Origin of the sequence: Streptomyces sp. NPDC015661 (assembly GCF_043077765.1) — a bacterium.
GTDB lineage: Bacteria > Actinomycetota > Actinomycetes > Streptomycetales > Streptomycetaceae > Streptomyces.
In genome coordinates this window covers 160,063-179,936 of record NZ_JBIBST010000013.1, presented here as the reverse complement: position 1 = coordinate 179,936, position 19,874 = coordinate 160,063, and the positions used below count along the sequence as shown (strand labels likewise).

The 19,874-nt window shown below is 71.2% G+C and carries 16 protein-coding genes and 1 pseudogene; 10 read left to right on the top strand and 7 right to left on the bottom strand.

Annotated features, from left to right (window positions below):
- Positions 1-107 precede the first annotated feature (107 nt).
- The gene (locus ACF07V_RS31430; RefSeq protein WP_392159082.1) at positions 108-1,562 is read right to left on the bottom strand and encodes a flavin-containing monooxygenase; all 1,455 of its coding nucleotides are present in this window, start codon (positions 1,560-1,562) and stop codon (positions 108-110) included.
- A 307-nt stretch (positions 1,563-1,869) separates the two neighbouring features.
- Between ACF07V_RS31430 and ACF07V_RS31425 the strand changes: the two genes are divergently transcribed.
- Positions 1,870-3,513, top strand: coding sequence for a long-chain fatty acid--CoA ligase (locus ACF07V_RS31425; protein WP_392159081.1), 1,644 nt, complete (start codon positions 1,870-1,872; stop codon positions 3,511-3,513).
- 145 nt (positions 3,514-3,658) lie between these two features.
- On the opposite strand, the gene ACF07V_RS31420 is transcribed toward ACF07V_RS31425, so the two are convergent.
- From ACF07V_RS31420 to ACF07V_RS31405, 4 genes are all read right to left on the bottom strand, one after another.
- The gene (locus ACF07V_RS31420) at positions 3,659-4,243 is read right to left on the bottom strand and encodes a TetR/AcrR family transcriptional regulator (protein WP_392159080.1); all 585 of its coding nucleotides are present in this window, start codon (positions 4,241-4,243) and stop codon (positions 3,659-3,661) included.
- A gap of 164 nt (positions 4,244-4,407) precedes the next feature.
- Positions 4,408-5,103: a transporter gene (locus ACF07V_RS31415; protein ID WP_392159079.1), complete on the bottom strand. Its 696-nt coding sequence runs from the start codon at positions 5,101-5,103 to the stop codon at positions 4,408-4,410.
- A gap of 46 nt (positions 5,104-5,149) precedes the next feature.
- Entirely contained in the window at positions 5,150-6,715 is a 1,566-nt protein-coding gene (locus ACF07V_RS31410) for an MFS transporter (RefSeq protein ID WP_392159078.1), read from the bottom strand.
- Between the two features lie 485 nt (positions 6,716-7,200).
- On the bottom strand, positions 7,201-9,675 hold the full coding sequence (locus tag ACF07V_RS31405) for a SpoIIE family protein phosphatase (RefSeq protein ID WP_392159077.1): 2,475 nt from the start codon (positions 9,673-9,675) through the stop codon (positions 7,201-7,203).
- 80 nt (positions 9,676-9,755) lie between these two features.
- On the opposite strand from ACF07V_RS31405, the gene ACF07V_RS31400 reads away from it, so the two are divergent.
- The 4 genes and pseudogenes from ACF07V_RS31400 to ACF07V_RS31385 all read left to right on the top strand — a co-directional run bounded on the left by ACF07V_RS31400 (position 9,756) and on the right by ACF07V_RS31385 (position 13,277).
- Positions 9,756-10,886 (top strand): alpha/beta hydrolase, encoded by a 1,131-nt coding sequence (locus tag ACF07V_RS31400; protein WP_392159076.1) that lies wholly within the window; start codon positions 9,756-9,758, stop codon positions 10,884-10,886.
- Positions 10,887-11,194: 308 nt separating this feature from the next.
- A complete protein-coding gene (locus tag ACF07V_RS31395) occupies positions 11,195-12,190 on the top strand; it encodes a GlxA family transcriptional regulator (protein WP_392159075.1) in 996 nt (331 codons plus the stop codon).
- 45 nt (positions 12,191-12,235) lie between these two features.
- Positions 12,236-12,817: pseudogene (locus ACF07V_RS31390) on the top strand (MBL fold metallo-hydrolase); the annotation flags it as partial.
- A gap of 16 nt (positions 12,818-12,833) precedes the next feature.
- Positions 12,834-13,277, top strand: coding sequence for a MarR family transcriptional regulator (locus tag ACF07V_RS31385; protein WP_392159074.1), 444 nt, complete (start codon positions 12,834-12,836; stop codon positions 13,275-13,277).
- 171 nt (positions 13,278-13,448) lie between these two features.
- Here ACF07V_RS31385 and ACF07V_RS31380 read toward each other — a convergent pair whose 3' ends face one another.
- A complete protein-coding gene (locus ACF07V_RS31380; protein ID WP_392159073.1) occupies positions 13,449-14,414 on the bottom strand; it encodes a pirin family protein in 966 nt (321 codons plus the stop codon).
- A 104-nt stretch (positions 14,415-14,518) separates the two neighbouring features.
- On the opposite strand from ACF07V_RS31380, the gene ACF07V_RS31375 reads away from it, so the two are divergent.
- The 5 genes from ACF07V_RS31375 (at position 14,519) to ACF07V_RS31355 (ending at position 17,948) form a co-directional block, all read left to right on the top strand.
- Positions 14,519-14,863, top strand: coding sequence for a tetratricopeptide repeat protein (locus tag ACF07V_RS31375; protein WP_392159072.1), 345 nt, complete (start codon positions 14,519-14,521; stop codon positions 14,861-14,863).
- A gap of 51 nt (positions 14,864-14,914) precedes the next feature.
- On the top strand, positions 14,915-15,334 hold the full coding sequence (locus tag ACF07V_RS31370; RefSeq protein WP_392159071.1) for a DUF6153 family protein: 420 nt from the start codon (positions 14,915-14,917) through the stop codon (positions 15,332-15,334).
- A gap of 100 nt (positions 15,335-15,434) precedes the next feature.
- Positions 15,435-16,079: a DUF305 domain-containing protein gene (locus tag ACF07V_RS31365; protein WP_392159070.1), complete on the top strand. Its 645-nt coding sequence runs from the start codon at positions 15,435-15,437 to the stop codon at positions 16,077-16,079.
- 243 nt (positions 16,080-16,322) lie between these two features.
- Positions 16,323-17,210, top strand: coding sequence for a F510_1955 family glycosylhydrolase (locus ACF07V_RS31360; RefSeq protein WP_392159069.1), 888 nt, complete (start codon positions 16,323-16,325; stop codon positions 17,208-17,210).
- 27 nt (positions 17,211-17,237) lie between these two features.
- A complete protein-coding gene (locus tag ACF07V_RS31355) occupies positions 17,238-17,948 on the top strand; it encodes an HAD family hydrolase (protein ID WP_392159068.1) in 711 nt (236 codons plus the stop codon).
- A 159-nt stretch (positions 17,949-18,107) separates the two neighbouring features.
- Here ACF07V_RS31355 and ACF07V_RS31350 read toward each other — a convergent pair whose 3' ends face one another.
- A complete protein-coding gene (locus tag ACF07V_RS31350; RefSeq protein WP_392159067.1) occupies positions 18,108-19,769 on the bottom strand; it encodes an amidohydrolase in 1,662 nt (553 codons plus the stop codon).
- Positions 19,770-19,874 lie beyond the last annotated feature (105 nt).

The window sequence follows — 19,874 nt, the reverse complement described above, 5'->3', positions numbered from 1 at the left end:
GGATCAAATGACTTGCTCATTTGACTGAGTCATTTGACTTGAACGTAGTCCCGGTGAAGGGCGGGTGTCAATCACATGGCGGCAAAGAAATCGGCCCGTGCCCGGCGCTACGCGAAGCGCAGGACGCCGTCCTCGAGAGGTGCGCCCAGGAGGTCCTTCATCCGCTCGTGGACCTGGGGATTGATCCACGGCTCGCGGTCGCCCTGGGCCGGCATGTCGTCCATGTGGCGCACGAGATAGCCCGAGGAGACGTCCTGGATCCAGGGCCCCCGCGACATCTCCCGGTCCTCGTCGCGCAGCACAGGCGTCACGACCGTCGCGCCCAGTTCGTCCATCCTGGTGAGCAGCGAGCTCCAGAACCGGTTGACCAGTTCGAGGCGGAGCGTCCAGGAGGAGTTGAGGTAGCCGAAGGCCATCAGGAGGTTCGGGATCCCGCTGAAGGCGACCCCCTTGTAGGTGACGGTCTTCGAGAAGTCGATCGGCTCACCGCCCACGCTGAACCGGATCTTCCCCAGCGTGACGAGCTGCAGGCCGGTCGCGGTCACGATCACGTCGGCCGGAACCTCCTCGCCGGAGGCCATCCGCAGACCACTCTCCGTGAAGGTCTCGATGTGCCCGGTCACCACGTCGGCCCTGCCCTGCCGGATGGCGTGGAAGAGGTCCCCGTTGGGCACCAGACACAGGCGCTGATCCCAGGGCTCGTAGGCCGGGGTGAAGTGCCTCTCCCGACAGTCGCGGCCGACGATCTTCTCGATCGCGTCGAAGAGGGGCTTCTTGAAGGCCTCCGGATCGGTGCGGGCGAAGTGGTACCTGACCTGCTGGTCGCGGACGTTGCGCAGGCGGATCCGCGTGAACGCCTCCTGGTCCCCCACCTCGGCGCGCAGCCGGTTGGCCTCCTCGTCGACATCGGAGTCGATGGCCACATAGGTGGGCGACCGCTGCACCATCGTGACCTTCGACGCGGTCTGGGCGAGGGCCGGGACCAGGGTGATCGCGGTGGCACCGGATCCGATGACGACGACCCGCTTTCCGGCCCAGTCGAGGTCGGTCGGCCACTGCTGGGGGTGGACGATCGATCCGCGGAATGCCGCCTGTCCGGGGAACTCCGGCTTGTGGCCGCTGTTGTGGTCGTAGTAGCCCGCTGCCATGTAGAGGTAGGAGCAGGCGACGCGTTCGCGACCGGCGGGGCCCGCGACCTCCAGGATCCAGGAGCGGTCGTCCTGCGACCAGTCGGCACCGAGAACCCGGCGCCCGAGGCGGATGTGCCGACCCAGGCCGTACTCGTCGACGGCCTCCTTCAGGTAGTCGAGGATGGCCTCGCCCGAGGCGATCGACTTCTCGGCGGTCCACGGCTTGAAGCCGTACCCGAGCGTGAACATGTCGCTGTCGGACCGGATCCCGGGGTACCGGAACAGGTCCCACGTGCCCCCGATGTCGTCGCGCGCCTCGAGCATGACGTACGACCGCCCGGGGTGCGTCGCCGTCAGTTCGACCGCCGCCGCGATGCCCGAGAGGCCGGCGCCGACGATCACCACGTCGACGCGCTCAATGGTCTGGTCCATAAGGGTCACTTCCGTTCGCACGATGCGTTCGGCACGTCGGACCGGCCCGGCACCACGTGCCCGGGGTTGCCGGTCGCCCCTCGACAGGGCATTGCGACGGCCTCGCGGAGTTGAGTACAGTCATTTGACTGGATCGGACGTCTAGATCAATCGCCCCACATGATGGTAGCCAGGCCCTCCGGCCCAGCGTCAACCCCCGGCGAAGTCGATCGCGTCCTCCGCGGCCGGGCATCACCACGGCCGCGCACCCACCCGCGCACCCACCCGCACGCCGACATGGCGACCGCCCCACCCAAGGAGCAATGAATTGCTGAGCACCATGCAGGACGGGCCGCTGTCGCTCGCCCATCTGCTGCGCTACGCGACCTCCGTGCACGCCGACGCCACGGTCACCACCTGGACGGGCCGGGCGGCCCGCCGACGCACGTTCGGTGAACTGGGCACGCGGGCCGCCCGGCTGGCGAACGCCCTGCGCGGCCTGGGCGTCGGGCCTTCCGATCGCGTGGCGACGTTCATGTGGAACAACACCGAGCACATGGAGGTCTACGCCACGGTCCCCGCCATGGGCGCGGTGCTGCACGCCCTGAACATCCGCCTCTTCCCCGAGCAGCTCGTGTTCACGGCCAACCACGCCGAGGACCGCGTGGTGTTCGTGGACGGGTCGCTCGCCCCCGCTTTCGCAGAGGTGCTCCCCCGGCTTCGCACCGTGCGTCATGTCGTCGTCGTGAACGGCGACGCGGCCGGCTTCCGCGCGCCTCGGGGGGTCGAGGTCCACGACTACGAGCCCCTCCTGGAGGCGCAGCCCGCCCTGTACGACTTCCCCGTGCCGGACGAACGCTCAGCCGCGGCGATGTGTTACACCTCGGGCACCACGGGCGACCCCAAGGGCGTGGTGTACTCCCACCGTTCGCTCTTCCTGCACGCGATGCACGTGACCACTCCGGCCGCGATGGGGCTGGCGACGAGCGACACGTGTCTGGCGATCGTGCCGATGTTCCACGTCAACGCCTGGAGCCTGCCGTTCGCGTCCATGCTCTCCGGCGCGTCGCTCCTCATGCCCGACCGCTTCCTCCAGCCCGAGCCGCTGCTGGCCATGATGGAAGCGGAGCGACCGACCTCGGCCGCCGCCGTACCGACCATCTGGACGGGGCTCGCCGCGAGGCTCGCGACCCACCCGCAGGACATCAGCCACCTTCGCGAAGTCGTCGTGGGAGGTTCGGCCATGCCGCCCACGCTGATGAAGACCTTCGAGGAGCACCACGGAGTCAGGGTCGTCCACGGTTGGGGGATGACCGAGACCTCGTCCGTGGGCACCGTGGCGCACCCGCCGGCCCGTGCGACCGGTGAAGACCGGTGGCGCTACAGGATGAGCCAGGGACGGTTCGCGCCGCTGGTCGAGTTCCGGCTCAAGGGCGACGACGGCACTTCCGTGCCCCACGACGGCGAGTCGCTCGGCGAACTGGAGGTGAGGGGGCCCTGGATCACGGGCTCCTACTACAGCCCGGACGAGGAGCCGGTCGAAGCGGGCGCCTTCGACGACGGATGGCTGCGGACCGGCGACGTGGGCCGGATCAGCCCCGACGGGTTCCTCACTCTCGTCGACCGGGCGAAGGACGTCATCAAGTCCGGCGGCGAGTGGATCTCCTCCATCGACATGGAGAACGACATCATGGCGCATCCCGCCGTCGCCGAGGCGGCCGTCTTCGGCGTCCCCGACGAGCGCTGGGACGAACGGCCCTGCGTGGCCGTCGTCCTGAGGAGCGGCGAGGGTGAAGCGACCGACGCCGCGATACTGCGGGAGCACCTGGCCGAGAGCTGGGCCAAGTGGCAGCTCCCGGAACGCTGGGCCTTCGTCGCCGAGATCCCCAAGACCAGCGTGGGGAAGTTCGACAAGAAGGTCCTCCGTCGCGAGTACGCCGACGGCCGGCTCGCCTCCATCCGCCTGACCTAGGGAGCGGCCGCGCCGGTGGGCCGTCGGGAACGACGGCCCACCGGCGCTTCCCGGAGTGGACGAAGCCGGGACGGGAGCCCCGCTTCGTCACTCCCACCCGCGGCGCTGGTTACGCGATCGCGGAATCCCCCACCGCATCGGCCGTTCACGCGCTCTCGTTCAGGAAGGCCTTCAGCATCGCGCAGGCGGTCGCCGTGTCGCGCAGCGTGCGCTCCGTGTCGCCGTTCGTGAGCATCTGCAGCGAGAGCCCGTCGACCAGGGATATGGCGACCCGCAACACCGAGTGGAGCTCCTCGTCCGTGAGCGGTACGTCGACCTGGCGCAGGACGGCCTCCGACGACTTGAGGAAGGCGTCGTAGAAGCTGACGGAGAGCTCGGGATCGTAGCGCTCGGCCCACAGAGTGACCTCGATCATGGCCCGCATCCGCACGGGGTTCCGCGCACTCCACTGCATGGCGCGCGTCAAGCACTGCTCGACGACGAGTCCCAGACTCACGTCCTCGTGCTCCGCCAGGTCGACGTCGACGGGCAGCTCCTCGGAGAGCTGCGCGAAGACGGCGAGCAGGAGGTTCTCCTTGTTCTGAAAGCAGTAATGGAGGGAGGCGAGAGGCGCCTTCGCCTCATCGGCGATCTTCCGGGTCGTGGCCCCGTCGGCACCCTCGCGAGCGATCACCCGCACAGCCGCCTCGATCAACTGCTCCCGCCGCGCCTCCGCCGACACGTACGCCATCCGACACCCCCAGAGGAACTGACTCAGTCATTTGAACCACTTCAACGTATCATGGTCCAGACATCTCCTCATGGCGAAGAAAGCGGTCGGCGCTGTACGCCTCCGGCCGGCCGCCTTGTTCCGGCGAAGGGCCCGGCACGAGCGTCGGGCCCTCGGTGCGCCGCTCAGGCCCGGGCAACGCTCCTTTCGTCCGAGGTCGGCTCCGCACCCGTCGCCACGTTGTGGTCGTGCAGAGCGCGGTACGAGAGGAAGTACACGAAGGCCTGGGTTCCCCAGGTGGTGAGGGCGAAGATGTAGAAGATGGTGCCGTACTCGTCGTCGCCGGGGATCGGGAAGAAGTCGTACGTGACGGCGACCGCGGCCGCCGCGGCCGTGGTCAGCGCGGCACCGACGGCCAGGCCCCTGGCACGGATCTTCCAGAGTCGCCACGAGAGATAGGCGAGGAACACGGTGGAGAGCGCGTTGACGACGACGTAGAACGTCGCCGGGACGACGTGGAGCCCGTGGCCGTGGAACTGCCGGAGATACAGCCCGGCGACGATGCCCAGCGCGAACACGCCGATGTCGACCGCCGGCGTGGGCTTGTACCGGTGCGTCACGCGCATCAGGCCCATGACGAGAATCAGGGAGACGCCCACCGAGCGCGAGAAGGCGTCGAAGAAGTACGCGATGGAGTAGAGGGGACTGCCCGCGTCGCCTCCGAGGGCGGACCAGACGAGGAAGTTCGAGCCGGATGTGGCGATGATGAACCACTCCAGACCGAGCAGGTAGTTTCCGTACCGTCGGATGAGTTTCCATCCGTAGAAGAAGCCGGCGAAGATCATCCAGATGTCTGCCAGCATGAGCAGCAGTTCTTTCATGGCGTGCGGTTCCTTTGGTCAGGCCTCTCCGAGCGAGGAGGCTGGTTCAGGACACGGCGGCTTCGGCCCGCCGACCGGACCGGGCGCGTGAGATCAGCACGGTCACCACGACGAGCAGGGCGAGAACGCCGGAGATCCCGTAGCCGACGCCGTAGAGGCTCTCTGCGGCGACCTCGAGACCGGTTCCGGGCACCGGAACCAGGGAGGCGCTGAGGTCGCCGCTGACCAGTGCCGTGCCCAGGGCGAAACCGACGGCCATGAAGGTGCCGGCGGCACCGGCGGCCATTCCGGCCTTCTCCTCGGGCACCGCCATCTGCACCAGGGTGAAGCTCGCCGTGTAGCCGATCCTGCATCCGAGGCCCATGACGGCAGCGCCCACGAGGTAGTGCCACGGCCGGTCGTGCGCCACGGCGAGCCAGGCCATTCCCGTCGCGCTGATGAGCGCTCCGAGGACGAAGACGGGCACACCACGCCCGTTGAACAACGCGCGGTCGAGCACCGAACCGCGGACCAGGAACGCAGCCGCGAAGGGCGCCATGAGCCACGCCGTGTCCAGCGCAGTGAACCCGAGGCCGTAGGCGTCCGCGGTCCGAAGCGCCCCGGGAGCGATCTGGGCGTACGTGCTGAGCAGGAGCATGAAGGCCGAGTTCACCGCCGCGAACAAGGCGATACAGAGGCACGAAGCGGTGACCAATGGCGCCTTCATCAGCGCCACGTCGAACACCGCCGAGGACGACCTGCGCTCGACGCGCACCCAGGCGATGCCGCCGATGACGCCGGCGGCCAGCGGAATGAGTGCGGCTTCGCCCCACACGAGGCCCTGCGTCAGTGTGAGCAGGATGGCAGCGACCCAGGCGACCATCCACACCGTGCCGAGTACGCCGACGCGGCGCGCACGCTCGGCGGGCGGGGCGTGCGGGATCGTGGCGTAGGACGCTGCGGTCGTGGCCGCGCATGCGGCGGTGAGGATGACGAAAAAGCTTCGCAGCGACAGGTTCTCGACGATGAAGCCGCCGCCGATCATGCCGACGACGATGCCGACACCGGTGGCGATGACCAGGACCGCGACTCCCACCGAGATACCGCTCTCGCCGAGATTGCGGCGCAGGAAACCGAGCGGGAGCAGCTGTGCCGCGCCACCGAAGCCCATCAGGGTGCAGCCGACCAGAAGCGTCGGATACGAGTCACCGACGGCCGGGATGAGCGCGCCGGCCGTGAGGAACGCGGAGGCCGCCACGGAGGCGTTCCGGTCGCCGTACACGTCGGCGAGGCGCGGCAACAGGATGAAGCCGGCCCCCCCGCCCAGGGTCAGCACCGAGTAGACCCACGTCGTGTCGGCCACGGTGGCGAGGTGGTACTGCGCCTGGATGATCGGCAGGAGGGGCGGCAGGACGAAGACGACCGCGTTGGTGAGGACGACCAGCAGCGCGGCTACGCCGATGAGCACCCCCTTGTTCGGCGCAGGGCGAGAAGGCACCTCGCGGGCGAGTGCGTCGGGCTGATGGATTTCTGTCATGGGTTTCTCCGGTTCCTGATCGGATGCGGCCCGGGCGCCCGGCGCAGATGGCGAAGGCGAAGGCGATGGCGATGGCAATGGCGATGCGGCCTTCACGGCCGAGCAGGTCCATGGGGGTGGGCATTCGCCCACCGGCCTGGGCCCCACGGGCGGATCCGCTGGAGTGCGTAGGTGAGGAGGGGTTTTTTCCCCGGGGCACAGGCAAGCGAGGTCGTCGCCCGTCGAGAGCCCTTCGGTGATCACGCCGTTGTCGCTCGTGATCACTTCGATCGCGGCGCCTGCGATGGCGTCGGCAGGGAGGCAGGGAGGTAGGCAAGTTTGTTCTTGCCATGACAGGGCTGCTCCGCCGCAGTGGCTGGGGCGCAGGGGAGCGGCGCTGCCCCGTACGCTAAGACCAAGTTAGTCATCCGTTCAAGACATACGACTAAGAAAATCCATGGCTCGGCCACGTCAGTGGATCCATGGCTCGGCCACGTCAGCGCGCGCGGCTTCCACGGGAGGGCCCCGGGGCGGGAGAGCGCTCCGGGGCCCTCCCGGGCAGAGGTCAGAGCATCACCGGATGGAAGGTGCCGACCGGCCGGTCAGAGATCGAACGCCAGGGGCGTGAGTTCGCCGGGATCCAACGACAGTTCGGTCCAGATCGTCTTGCCGTCCCGCGCGTAGCGGGTTCCCCAGCGTTGCGTCATCTGTGCGACGAGGAAGAGGCCGCGGCCCCCCTCGTCCTCCATCGCGGCTCGCCGCAGGTGCGGGGAGGTGTGACCGCCGTCCGAGACCTCGACGATGAGTCCGCGTTCCCGGATCAGCCTCAGGCGGACCGGGGCGCGACCGTAGCGGATCGCGTTGGTGACCAGTTCGCTGACGACGAGTTCCGCCGTGAAGGAGGCGCCCTCGTCGACCTCCCACCGTTCGAGCCGTTCACGGAGCAGCGACCGCGCGCGGCCCACTTCGCCGGGGTCGGCGGGTATGTCCCAGGTGGACACCCGGTCCTCCGCGAGGGCGTGCATCCGAACCAGGAGCAAAGCGGCGTCGTCCTCCGGCGGCCGCGTCAGCAGCGCGGCGGTGACACGGTCGCAGAGCTGTTCCAGCGGCTCGGCCCCAGGGCGGGAAACCGCCTCGCACAGGGCACGGACCCCCACGTCGATGTCCCGGTCCCGGCTTTCCACCAGCCCGTCGGTGTACAGCGCGAGCACCGCGCCTTCCGGCACCTCGACTTCCGCGCTCTCGAAGGGAAGGCCGCCCAGGCCCAGCGGAGGCCCGGCGGGGAGGTCGAGGAGTTCGGCCCGTCCGCCGGGCGCGACCAGAACAGGAGGGGGGTGCCCGGCACGCGCCATGACGCAGCGCCGTGAGACCGGGTCATAGATCGCGTACAGGCAGGTGACGCCGAACGCCTGGTCCTCCGGCTCGTCCGCGGTCCGGACGGCACCGGACTGGACCACCAGGTCGTCCAGGCGAGCGAGGAGTTCCTCGGGCGCGAGATCGAGCGCCGCGAGGGCCGCTACGGTGGTACGCAGACGCCCCATCGTGGCAGCCGCGTGCATTCCACGGCCGGCCACGTCCCCGACCACGAACCCGACGCGCGCCCCGGACAGCGGGATGACGTCGTACCAGTCCCCACCGACACCCACCGGCCCCGCTGCCGGCAGGTAGCGGTGGGCGCACTCCACCCCGGCAGGCCGGGGCAGCGCGCGGGGCAGGAGGTCTCGCTGCAGCGTCAGCGCGGTCGCGTGCTCCCGGGCGTACCGGCGGGCGTTGTCCACACACACCGCGGTGCGGGACGCCAACTCCGCCGCCAGCGCGACTTCCTCGGCATCGAAGGGATCACGCGGCGCGGATCGCACGAAGGCCGCCACCCCCATCGCCACGTCCCCGGACTCCAACGGCACCACCAGAGCACCGGACTCCGGGTCGGAGACGGGCGCGGCGTCCGCAAGAGACTTCGGACCCGCCCCGACCAGGGCCGCGGCCGCGATGTCACCGAGCGCCCCGGCACGAGCCTTCCGCGCCACCTCGCGCAACTCGGAGCCGGCCTTGCCTCCGGTCACCGGCACCGGGGGCTCCTGCCCGCTCAGCACCGACGCGAACAGGTCGACCACGACCGCGTCAGCGAACTCCGGAACCACCAGATCGCCCAGCTCACCCGCCGTACGCCGCATGTCCAGAGTTCCCCCGATGCTGCTCCCCGCCCTGCTCAGCAACTCCAGGCGCTGCTGCGCCACGTAACGCTCACTGATGTCCACGCCGGTCTCGCAGACCCCGAGGGGTACGCCTTCCTCGTCGTTGAGCACGAAGTACGAGGCTGTCCAGACGTGCTCACGCAGGGGCTCGAGCGGGGTGACGCTCCGGTAGCGCATGTCGATCACCGGTTCGCCTGTCCGCGCGACGCCCCGGATGATGTCCTCGATGTCGCGCACCTCACGACCCGCGTCGTACAGGAGCACCCCCTCCGGAAGGAGGCTCTTCTGGAACTTCCCGGCGCATTCCTCCACGGAGACTCCGAACTGAGCCTCGACCGCGTCGTTGAACCAGCGAATCCGGCCGTCCGTCTCGTAGATGGTCAGCAGGACGGGTGACTCGTGGTGGAGCCCGGCGGTCACGGCCCGATCGACGACCTGCTCGCGCAGTTCTCTCGCGGGCACCGCCCGGACGAGCCAGGCGACCCCGGATGCGGCGTCGGACAGCCGGCGGCAGTCGACGGCCACGTCGACGCGGTGCCCGTCCTGGTGGCGTACCGGTCGGATCTCCGGCGTCCGGCCACGAGGCCCCCTGTCGGCGAACACACCGGTGCCGGTGTCCGCGTGGGCCAGGACCGCGTCGGCGGGACGACCCAGCACCTCGTCCGGGCGATACCCGAACAACGTCTCGGCCTCCCGGCTCCACCCCACGAGCCGCCGCTCGTCGTCCAGCACCATGATCGCGTCATCGGCCGCGGACACACCCGCGGAAGGACCACCTCGTGAGGATCCCGCGTCCTGGGGGCTGCTGAGCTCAGTCATGGCCGTTCCGAGTGTCCGCCGCACGGAGCTGTGGCCTGTCCAATCTATCGCCGGATCCCGCACCTAGCCCATTTCCATATGTTGATCGTATGATCCAGTCGATTGACCCTGTCCAATCGGCTGGATCTTGTCAAGATCCCTGCGTGCGGAGCACCCCTGTGACCCATCCCGACACCCCTCCCGTCGAGCGACCGACATCGGCTCCCGGCCAGGACGGCAGCCCGGCCCGGCCGGTCGCCACCTCCACCGCCACCGCCACCGGGGCGGAGGCTCCGCCCGTGTGGCGCGGGCTCCTGGATCCCGAGTCACTCCTGGCAGTCGACTTTCTGGCCGAGGTGCTCCCGCAGCCTCTGCACACCCTGGGCCTGGAGGCAGTGCGGCGGTTCGCGGCCCCGCAACCTCCGCCCCGACGGACCCAGGTCGCGTCCGTGACGGAAGAGGACGCGACCTGGACCGACCCGGTCGGGGTGGTCCACTCCGTGCCGGTGCGGATCTATCGGCCGCCCGTGCCGCGCACGGGTACGGGTACGGGTACGGGTACGGCCGGCCTGCCCTGCCTGCTCTATCTCCACGGCGGGGGCTTCACGGTCGGCACCTTGGACGGCGTCGACGAAGTGTGCCGCCTCTTCAGCCACCACGCCGAGTGCGTCGTGGTCTCGGTCGACTACCGACTGGCCCCCGAGCATCCGTTCCCCGCCGCCGTCGACGACACCAGGACGGCCCACTCCTGGCTCGTCGAGAACGCGGACCGCCTCGGCATCGACGGCCGCCGCATCGCGGTCGGCGGCGACTCGGCCGGCGGAGGACTGGCGGCGACGCTCTGCCTCGACCTGCGCGGCCGCGGGCTGCCCCAGCCCGCGCTCCAGGTCCTCGTCTACCCGGCGGTGGACGACTCCTTCGCACGCCCGTCCTGGACCGAGTTCGCGGACGCCCCCCTGATGGGAGCCGCCGACGCGCAATGGTTCTGGCGCCAGTACGTGGGCGAGGACGGCGTTGCTCCCGGCTCACTCGCGGTGCCCTTCAAGGCCGCGACCCTCGCCGGTCTCGCTCCCGCCCACGTCATCACCGCGGAAGTGGACTGCCTGCGCGACGACGCCGAGGCGTATGCGCGACGGCTCGGGGCAGAGGGCGTCCCGGTGCGGCACCGCCGGTATCGAGGCGTGTACCACGGCTTCTTCACCGAGATCTCCGCCTTCACGAAGGCCACCGAAGCCGTCATGGACGCGTGCACCAGCCTGCGCGGCGTCTTCACCGACGGAGCTCTCCCGGCATGACGTACACGGTCGGCCCCCTTCCCGCCGGCACCTCTCGGGCAGAGCCCATCGAGTCCCGGCGGTCCGGTGGCGCGCAGCAGCACGATGCGGCGGGTCCGGTCGACCTGCGCGGGGCCTCCAGGCGACTCCCGCAGGCGGTGACCATCCCGTACCGCAACGCCTCCCCTCCCTGAGCCGGCCTGACCGATCCGCGAACGAACGTGGCCGCCTGGGGCCTCGGCCACGACGGCGGTGGCCGCCGGCCGATGGCCGGATCTGACACGACCCGGTCATTGCAGCCACGGCCCGACTGGCGGAAGGATCGCGGCATGCCCGCACCGCGCACCGTCGTCATCGTTGCCTTCCCGGGGGTCGAGTTGCTGGAGGTAACCGGCCCGGCGGAGGTCTTCTCCGTCGCCTCCCGCCTGGCGGGAGGCGACGCGCCCGCCTACCGGGTCGAGATCGCCGCCGCGCAGACCGGCCCACTGCCCACCGCGGCCGGGATCAGCCTCGTCGCCGATCATTCGCTGGCCGAGATGAGCCCGGGCGTCGACACCCTCCTCGTAGCCGGCGCCATGGACAACGCCGGCGGCCACTACCGGGCCGTCATCGACCCCGACGTCGTCGCGTGGCTGACCACGGCGGCCCCGGCAGCGCGCCGCGTCGGCGGCGTGTGCGCCGGCGTCCACCTGCTCGCCGAGGCCGGACTCTTGGCCGGCCTGCCCGCCACCACCCACTGGCTCACCGCCGGCCAACTGGCCGAGCACCACCCGGACATCACTGTCGATCCGGATCCCATCTTCATCCGCGCAGGCCGGATCTGGACCTGTGCGGGCGTGACCGCCGCCCTGGACCTCGCCCTCGCCATGGTGGCCGAGGACCACGGGCCGGCGATCGCCCTCGACGCCGCCCGCGCCATGGTGATGTACGTCAAACGCCCGGGCGGACAGACGCAGTTCAGCGTGCCGCTCTCCCTCCAGGCGAGCACCGACGACCGCATCGACGAACTCCGCCGCTGGATCGACGACCACCTCACCGAGCGGATCCCGGTCGAGGCCATGGCCGCCCGTCTGAACCTGAGCGTGCGCCACTTCGCCCGGGTCTTCCGCGACTGCACCGGTCGCACCCCGGCCGACTACCTGGAGGCGGTCCGGGTGGAGGCGGCCCGCCGCCTCCTGGAGGAGTCCGCACGCAGCCTGCCCGACATCGCGGCCGCCAGTGGCCTCGGGTCGGTGGAGACCCTGCACCGGGCCTTCCGTCGCCGCCTGGGCACCACCCCGGCCGAGTACCGCCGCCGCTTCCGGCCGCATGCCACCGCCCGCTGAACCAGACTCACCGCTCGCACTCCCCTTTCCCTGAGGAGCACCCCGTTGTCCCCCACCAAGGTCATCCCCATACCGGTCCTGGGCCGGCACGCCGTCAACGCCTACCTGCTGATCGGCCGACACCCGATCATCGTCGACGCCGGCACCCCCGGCAGCGGCATGCGCATCACCGAACAGGTCGCCGCCCACGGCGTCGATCCGCAGGACGTCCGCCTCATCGTCGTCACCCACGGCCACATCGACCACTTCGGCTCCGCCGCCGAACTACGCCGCCTCACTGGCGCGCCGATCGCGGCACACGCCGCCGACCTGGGCCCCTACCGCACCGGCCGGGTCCGCGAACCGTACCTGCCCACCGGGCCGATGGGACGGCTCATGGCCCGGAGCCCGAAACTCCACGAACAGGCCGACCCCTTCGAACCCGACCTCGTCGTCCGGGACACGACCGGCCTGGCGGACTTCGGCGTCGAGGGCCGGATCATCCCCACTCCCGGCCACACCGCCGGCTCCGTCTCCGTCCTCACCGACGACGGCGACCTGGTGGCCGGCGACCTCATCTCCAATTCCTTCATGGGCCTGATCAGGGGCCGCCCCGCAAACCCGCCCTTCCACGACGACCCGCTCGCCAACCTCGCCAGCCTCCGTGCCATGCTCGACCTCGAACCCACCCGGCTCCACGTCGGCCACGGCACACCCCTCAACCCGACCCGCGCCGACCGCTGGGCGACAGCGGAACAGCGCAAGCTCGAACGCCGAGCAGCCCGAGGCCGCCTGCGCACCAGACCACAGGATCCGGACGAGGAATCATCCCGAGCCACTGCGTGACGCCATGGCCAGGGGCATCGACCAGTTGCTCCATCGCGAATGGCTCCGACTCGATGACGGGCAGCGCCTGCACCTGACGGATGCAGGGGAAGGCGCCAGAGCGAGGATCCGTGAGCCGGCGACCGAGGCACGCGCCGTGGTCCACCGGGGCATCAGCGACGAGGAGTACGTGGCCGCGCTGAAGGTGCTGCGCAGGATGGTGGCCAACGTCGAGCGCGACGGAACTCCTGGGAGTCCGTCCTGGTCTTGCGATCCCGTGTAGGGAGTCACCCGTGCACGGGTGCAGCCATCGCGTGATCACCGGTTGGCATACGGCCGACCAGCCCCAGCACGCTCGACAGCCACGTCCCCGACCTGGACGAGCTCCGCGTGTCCGGTCGCTTTTCGAGACGACCGGCCGCTACCGCCGAGATCCGCCCCGCCGGTCCCCAGGTCAGCGCACCCTCCCCCGCGCCTTCAGCGGGGTCGCCGGCACCTCCGGGGCGTCGAGCCGGTCGCCGTCGTAGCCCTTCACCTCGCCGAAGCGGTCGCCCGTCATCCAGTCCTCGCGCGCCTTGCGGATCTCCTCGTCCGTGCGGCCCACGAAGTTCCACCACATGACGAGCTCCTCCTCGAAGGGCTCGCCGCCGAGGAGCATCAGGCCGGCGTCCGAGAGGGCGTGGAGGGGGAGTTCGGCGCGGCCGCATCCCAGGTAGAGCATGGAGCCGGGCAGGACGGGGACGCCGTCGACACGGGCCTCGCCCGACATGGCGAGGACCGCGTACTCGAAGTCGGGCTCCAGGGGCAGGCGCGTCTCGGTGCCCGCAGTGACCGCGAGGTCCGCGCCGACCAGCGGGGTGTACGTGGTGCCGGGCGAGGCGGCGCCGTCGAGGGCGCCGAGGATCACCGTGGCGGTGAGGCCGGGCGCGGTGACCCGGGGCAGTTCGGCGTGGTGCTGGAAGTGCGGCTCGACGTGCCGGTGGGCGTCGGGCAGGGCGACCCAGAGCTGCGCGCCGTGCAGGAAGCGGGCGTGCGGCCGGGGGCTCTCCTCCGAGTGGGAGATCGCCCGGCCGGAGGTCATGAGACCCAGTTCGCGCGGGCGGATCGTCTGCAGGCTGCCGGTGGAGTCGCGGTGCAGCACCTCGCCCTCGTGGAGCCAGCTGACGGTCTGCAGCCCCATGTGCGGGTGGGGAGGGACCTGCATGCCGGGCTCGTCGGCGATGTCGTCGGGGCCGTAGTGGTCGACGAAGGCCCAGGCCCCGACCATGCGGCGGCCCAGGTTCGGGAGCAGTCTGCGGACCTCGGTCGACTCGCCGAGCTGGACGCGGCGGGGGCTGAGGAGCTCCCGTACGGGTTCGGCGACGACGAAGCCGCGGCCGCCGCACACGGTCAGCGCGGCCTGACGATCGAGATTGCTCATGACGCTCAACCCATCCTTGGTGGAATGTTCAACTAACCGGCGGTGTTGACGGGATCGACCACCCCACAGGGTGGCAGATCCGGAGCCCCGGAAAGGGAGAGCAAGTGAGCGACACGTACTACGAGTTCGGAACGGCCGGGGAACGCTGGGACCGCGCGCAGCTGTTCTTCGAGGCCAAGGAGTACGGAACCGCCATCCGCATCCTGAGCGGCCTCGTCGCCGAACACCCGGAGCAGACGGCCCAGCGGCTCCTCCTCGCCCGGGCCTACTACCACTCCGCGCAGCTCTCCCGCGCCGAGACCGAGCTGCGCGCCGTCCTCGACCGCGACCCGGTCGAGCACTACGCCCGGCTGATGCTCGGGCGCACCCTGGAGCGCCAGGGCCGCCGGGACGAGGCCGCGCCGCACCTGCGGCTGGCCGCCGCCATGACGGGCGAGACCCCGTCCTGACGCGCGGCTGATACCCCCGCACGGTATCGTCGGGCCAGGAGGCCCTGAATCGTGCGCGCACACCGAGCGGAACGCGGCAGACGAGCAGGAGGTGCCATCGGGCACCTCCTGCTCGTCGTCGTGCTCGCGCTCGGTGTGTTCCTGATGCACGCGGTGGGCCACCCCGAGGGCTCCGGCGGCGGCATGGACACCACGGCCGCCTCGCACCACAGCGCCCCGGCGCAGGCCGCCCCCGCGCATCACGGCGACAGCTCCGACGCCCGGCACGAGCCGGGTACGGGAATGGACATGACCACCCTCTGCGTGGCCGTCCTCGGCGCCTGGCTGCTCGCGGGCCTCCTCCGGGCCGCGCTCGGACGCCGCCCCGACTGGCTCACCCTCCTCCTCGCGCGGCTCACCCCCGCGCTCGGGCCGCACGCCCCTCCCCCTCGTCCCCCGGACCTCGCCCGACTGTCCGTCCTGCGGATCTAGACCGAACCCGACGCGCCACGGGTCGCCTCGCGCTGCCCGCACGCGCCTTTCGGTCTCCCCTTCCGCCTGTACGTAGACACAGCACACACGAGGTATCACCATGCGTGCCTTCACGAACCGCACCACCCGCAAGCTCGCCCTCGCCGGGGCCTTCGCCGCCGCCGGACTGCTCCTCACCGCCTGTGGCACCGACGACGGCATGAGCGGAATGGACCACGGCGGTACGTCCGCCACGTCCACCGCGTCCGCCTCCGCTCCCGCCGCCCCCGGCGCCGACTCGGCCCCCGGCGACTTCAGCGACGCGGACGTCATGTTCGCGCAGATGATGATCCCCCACCACGAGCAGGCCCTGGAGATGGCGAAGCTCGCGGACGGCCGGGCCGAGGACCCCGAGGTCAAGAAGCTGGTCGCCGCGATCGAGCAGGCCCAGGACCCGGAGATCCAGAAGATGAAGGCCTGGCTGAAGGGCTGGGGCAAGCCCGAGTCCGCGGGGCACGGCTCCGGACACGGCATGGCCGGGATGATGTCCGACCAGGCCATGAAAGACCTGGCCGCCGTCAAGGGCAAGGCCTTCGACCGCAAGTTCGCCGAGCTGATGATCGCGCACCACGAAGGCGCCGTCGCCATGGCGAAGGACGAGCAGCAGAGCGGCCGCAACGCCACGGCCAAGAAGCTCGCCGACGACGTCGTGCGGACCCAGTCCGCCGAGGTCGCCCAGCTGCGGAAGATCCTCGACCGGCTCTGAGTCGACTCTGAGTCGGCCTTGAGTCGGCCTGGAGTCGGCCTGGAGTCGGCCTTGAGTCGGCTCTGAGCTGACGCTGAGCCGGTTCTGAGCCGGTTCTTCCGCTCCCCCGCCACGCGTGCGCGTGCGTCACGGGCGGCCCGTCCCTTCCCGGGACGGGCCGCCCCCGCCGCCGTACCCGCGTCGCCCCCCGACCACGCGTCCCTCCCCCACCCCGCGTCCCCCCGTACTCCTGGCGAAAGAACCATGAAGACGTACTTCTCCGGCCGCCCGGCCACGACCCTCGGCGCCGCCCTCACCGCCGCCGCCCTCGCTCTGACCCTGGTCGGCTGCTCCTCCGGTGACCCGGCCGACGACGACGCCGGTTCCGGATCGGCGCTCAGCCACATCCATGGCCTCGGGATGCGCGGCGACACCCTCTACGTCGCCACCCACCAGGGCCTCCACAGCCCGGACGCCGACGGCCGGCCGGTCCTGGTCGGCGACCGCCGCGACGACTTCATGGGGTTCACCGTCACCCCGAAGGGCGACTTCCTCGCCAGCGGGCACCCGGCGCCCGGCGGCGGAGGCCCCGCCGACCTCGGGCTCATCGCGTCGGCGGACTCCGGCCGCACCTGGCGGGAGAAGTCCCTCGCGGGGAGGGTCGACTTCCACGCGCTCGACACCGCGGCCGACTCCACCGTCTACGGTCTGGACAGCGCGAACGGCCTGTTGCGGGTCAGCGCCGACGGCGTGACCTGGGACGACCGCGCCACCCTTCGCGCCCTCGACATCGCCGTCTCCCCCGCCGCCCCCGGCACCGTCCTCGCCACCACCGAGACCGGCGTGGTCCGCTCCACGGACGGCGGCCGGAGCTTCGCCCCGGCCTCCGAGCACGTCCTCGCGTACGTGTCGTGGACCGCCCCCGACGCCCTCTTCGGCGTCGCCCCGGACGGCGTCCTCTACCGCGGGACGGACGGCGGCACGTCCTGGACCCCGGTCGCTCCCGTACCCGGCGGCGCCCCGCAGGCGCTCACCGCCGTGGACGCCCGCCGGCTGCTCGTCGCCACCCAGGACGGGGTGTACGAGTCACGCGACGCGGGCCGCTCCTTCGAGCGCCGTCTCGCGGTGGAATCCGGGAACGGCGGCCACTGACCGGCCCCGGCGGCCTACGATCCCGGAATGATCACCGCAGCGGTCAACGGAGTGATGTTCGACTTCTCGTGCACCCTTCTGCACATCGAACCGGTGGAGGAGTGGGCCGCTGCCGTGGTCGGCCCGAGGGGCGGCCCGGCACCGGGCACGAAGTCCTTCGACGACCTCGTCGAGCGGCTCACGCGGTACGGGGCGCTGCCCGGCGGCGCCGAACCGGAGCGGGTGCCCGGCCATCTGGAGCGGCTGTGGGACGAGCGGGACCTGTCACCGGAAAGCCACCGTGCCGCGTACACCGGGCTCACCCGGGAGGCCGGGCTCACCGACCCCGGGCTCGTGACGGCGCTGTACGAGCGGCACATGAGCCCGGCGGCCTGGCAGCCGTACCCGGACACCGGTGCCACGCTGCGCGCCCTGCGCAGCCGTGGCGTACCGGTGGCCGTGGTGAGCAACATCGGCTGGGACCTGCGTCCCGTGTTCCGCGCCCACGGGTTCGACGAGCTCGTCGACGGCTATGTGCTCTCGTACGAGGTGGGGGCCCTGAAGCCCGATCCGGCGATCTTCCGGGCCGGCTGCGAGCTGCTGGGGGTCGCGCCGCCCGAGGTGCTCATGGTCGGTGACAACCGGACGGCCGACGGGGGTGCGAGGGCGCTCGGGTGCCCGGTGCACTTCGTCGACCCGCTGCCCGTGGACCGGCGGCCGTCCGCCCTGGCCCCGGTCCTGGAGCGGCTCGCCGTCTGAGCGACAGCCCCGATCCTGGAGCGGGTACCGGGTACCGGGTACCAGGTATCGGGTACCGGGTACGGGGTACCGGGTATCGGGTACGGGGTATCGGGCCGAGCGGGCGAGGATCCGTCACACCCCTCACGCCGTCACGCCGTCACCCCGCCCGTCACCCCGTCACCCCATCGGCCGGCGGTCCACGACCACCTCGCCGCCGACCACCACCGTCTCCGCCACCGTTCCCAGGATCTCCTCGGGGGCGATGCGCAGGATGTCGCGGGAGAGGACGACGAAGTCGGCCAGCTTGCCCACCGTCAGCGAGCCCCGTTCGTGCTCCAGGAAGTTCGCGTAGGCCGAGCCCATCGTGTAGCCCTCGACGGCGGTCGCGACGTCGATCGTCTCGCCCGCGGTCCATGCCTCGCCGCCGCCCGGCGGGCGGCGGGTGACGGCGGCGTGGATGCCGACCATCGGGTCCATCTCGGCGACGTTCCAGTCGCTGGAGAGGGCGAGCACCGCACCGGCCGCGTGCAGGCTGCGCAACGGCCAAGCCTTGTGCCAGCGCTCGGGGCCGACGTTCTCGGCCCAGTCCTGGCCGGGCCCGGCGATGTCGGGGGCGGCGTGCCGGGGCTGCATGCAGGCAACGACGCCGAGGTCGGCGAAGCGCGGGGTGTCGGCCGGGTCGAGGCACTCGACGTGGACGACCTGGTGGCGGGCGTCGCGCGGACCGTTGACGGCGCGGGCCCGGTCGACGGCGTCGAGGACGGTGCGGATGCCCCGGTCGCCGGTCGCGTGGACGAAGCACTGGAAGCCGCGCGCGTCGAGCCGGGTGAGCAGCTCGGCGAACTCCTCGGGCGGGTAGAAGGTGTCGCCGCGGTGGTGGGAGCAGCCGGCGTACGGCTCCAGGAGGGCGGCGGTGCGGGGTTCGACGACGTCGTCGATGTACAGCTTGAGCGGGCCGACCCGCAGCCGGTCGTCGGCGTACTCGTCGGCCGCCGTCTCGAAGGCGTCCAGGTCCGCCTCGGTGGTGCCGCGGGGGTGGAAGAGCGCGGCGACGATCCGGGAGCGCAGCCGGCCCTCGTCGCGGGCGCGCTCGAAGAGGGCGAGGTCGTCGAGGGAGTTCTGCGGTTCGACGACGGTGGTGATGCCGTAGCCGATGGCGTCGTCCAGGCTCTTGGCGAGCCGTCCGTACTGCCGGTCGATCGAGGCCCAGGGGAGGCCGAGCTCGCGCAGGGCGCGGTGGCCCTCGCGGGAGAGGCCCTTGACGGCGAAGTCCTTGACGAATCCGGTGGGCTCGCCGGTGGCGGGGTCGGTGACGGCCCGTCCGAAGGGCAGCTCGGTGCGGTCGCGGTCGACGCCGAGCCGGCGCAGGGCGGCGGTGTTGAGCCAGGCGGTGTGGACGTCGTAGCTGAGGACGAGGGCGGGGGTGTCTCCGGTGGCCGGGTCGAGGTCGGCGGCGGTGGGCATCCGCCCGTCCGGGATCGCGGAGTAGTCGAAGGCCTCGGCCTCGATCCACCCGGCGTCCGGGTGGGCCTCGTGCCAGCCGCGGATGCGTGCGTGGATCTCGTCGAGGGTGCGGGCGCCGGCGAGCTGGACGCAGGCGTCGTCGGAGCCGAGGCGGACGTGGTTGTGGGCGTCGACGAAGCCGGGCAGGACGAGCCGCCCGCCGGCGTCGAGGATCCGGGTGTCGGCGCCCGTCCATGCGGCCGCTTCGGCGTCGGGGCCGACCCAGACGATGCGGCCGGCACGGACGGCGAGGGCCTGGGCCTTGGGGAGCGCCGGGTCGACGGTGTGGATGCGGGCCCCGGTGAGGACGAGGTCGGCAGGGGCGGTGCGGTTCATGGGGCGGGACTCCGTGTCGTACGGGAGGGGAAGAGGGGAGCTGGGAGGAGACGAGCCGAGGGGGATCGAGAGGGATGGGGAAGGGATCGAGGGGGTCGGGGGCGG

What these genes read in the sequence shown, in the direction of transcription:
- ACF07V_RS31430 (WP_392159082.1), bottom strand. Translation starts at nt 1,562, where the DNA reads ATGGACCAGACCATTGAGCGCGTCGACGTGGTGATCGTCGGCGCCGGC.
- ACF07V_RS31420 (WP_392159080.1), bottom strand. Translation starts at nt 4,243, where the DNA reads ATGGCGTACGTGTCGGCGGAGGCGCGGCGGGAGCAGTTGATCGAGGCG.
- ACF07V_RS31415 (WP_392159079.1), bottom strand. Translation starts at nt 5,103, where the DNA reads ATGAAAGAACTGCTGCTCATGCTGGCAGACATCTGGATGATCTTCGCC.
- ACF07V_RS31395 (WP_392159075.1), top strand. Translation starts at nt 11,195, where the DNA reads ATGCCCGCACCGCGCACCGTCGTCATCGTTGCCTTCCCGGGGGTCGAG.
- ACF07V_RS31380 (WP_392159073.1), bottom strand. Translation starts at nt 14,414, where the DNA reads ATGAGCAATCTCGATCGTCAGGCCGCGCTGACCGTGTGCGGCGGCCGC.
- ACF07V_RS31365 (WP_392159070.1), top strand. Translation starts at nt 15,435, where the DNA reads ATGCGTGCCTTCACGAACCGCACCACCCGCAAGCTCGCCCTCGCCGGG.
- ACF07V_RS31360 (WP_392159069.1), top strand. Translation starts at nt 16,323, where the DNA reads ATGAAGACGTACTTCTCCGGCCGCCCGGCCACGACCCTCGGCGCCGCC.
- ACF07V_RS31355 (WP_392159068.1), top strand. Translation starts at nt 17,238, where the DNA reads ATGATCACCGCAGCGGTCAACGGAGTGATGTTCGACTTCTCGTGCACC.
- ACF07V_RS31350 (WP_392159067.1), bottom strand. Translation starts at nt 19,769, where the DNA reads ATGAACCGCACCGCCCCTGCCGACCTCGTCCTCACCGGGGCCCGCATC.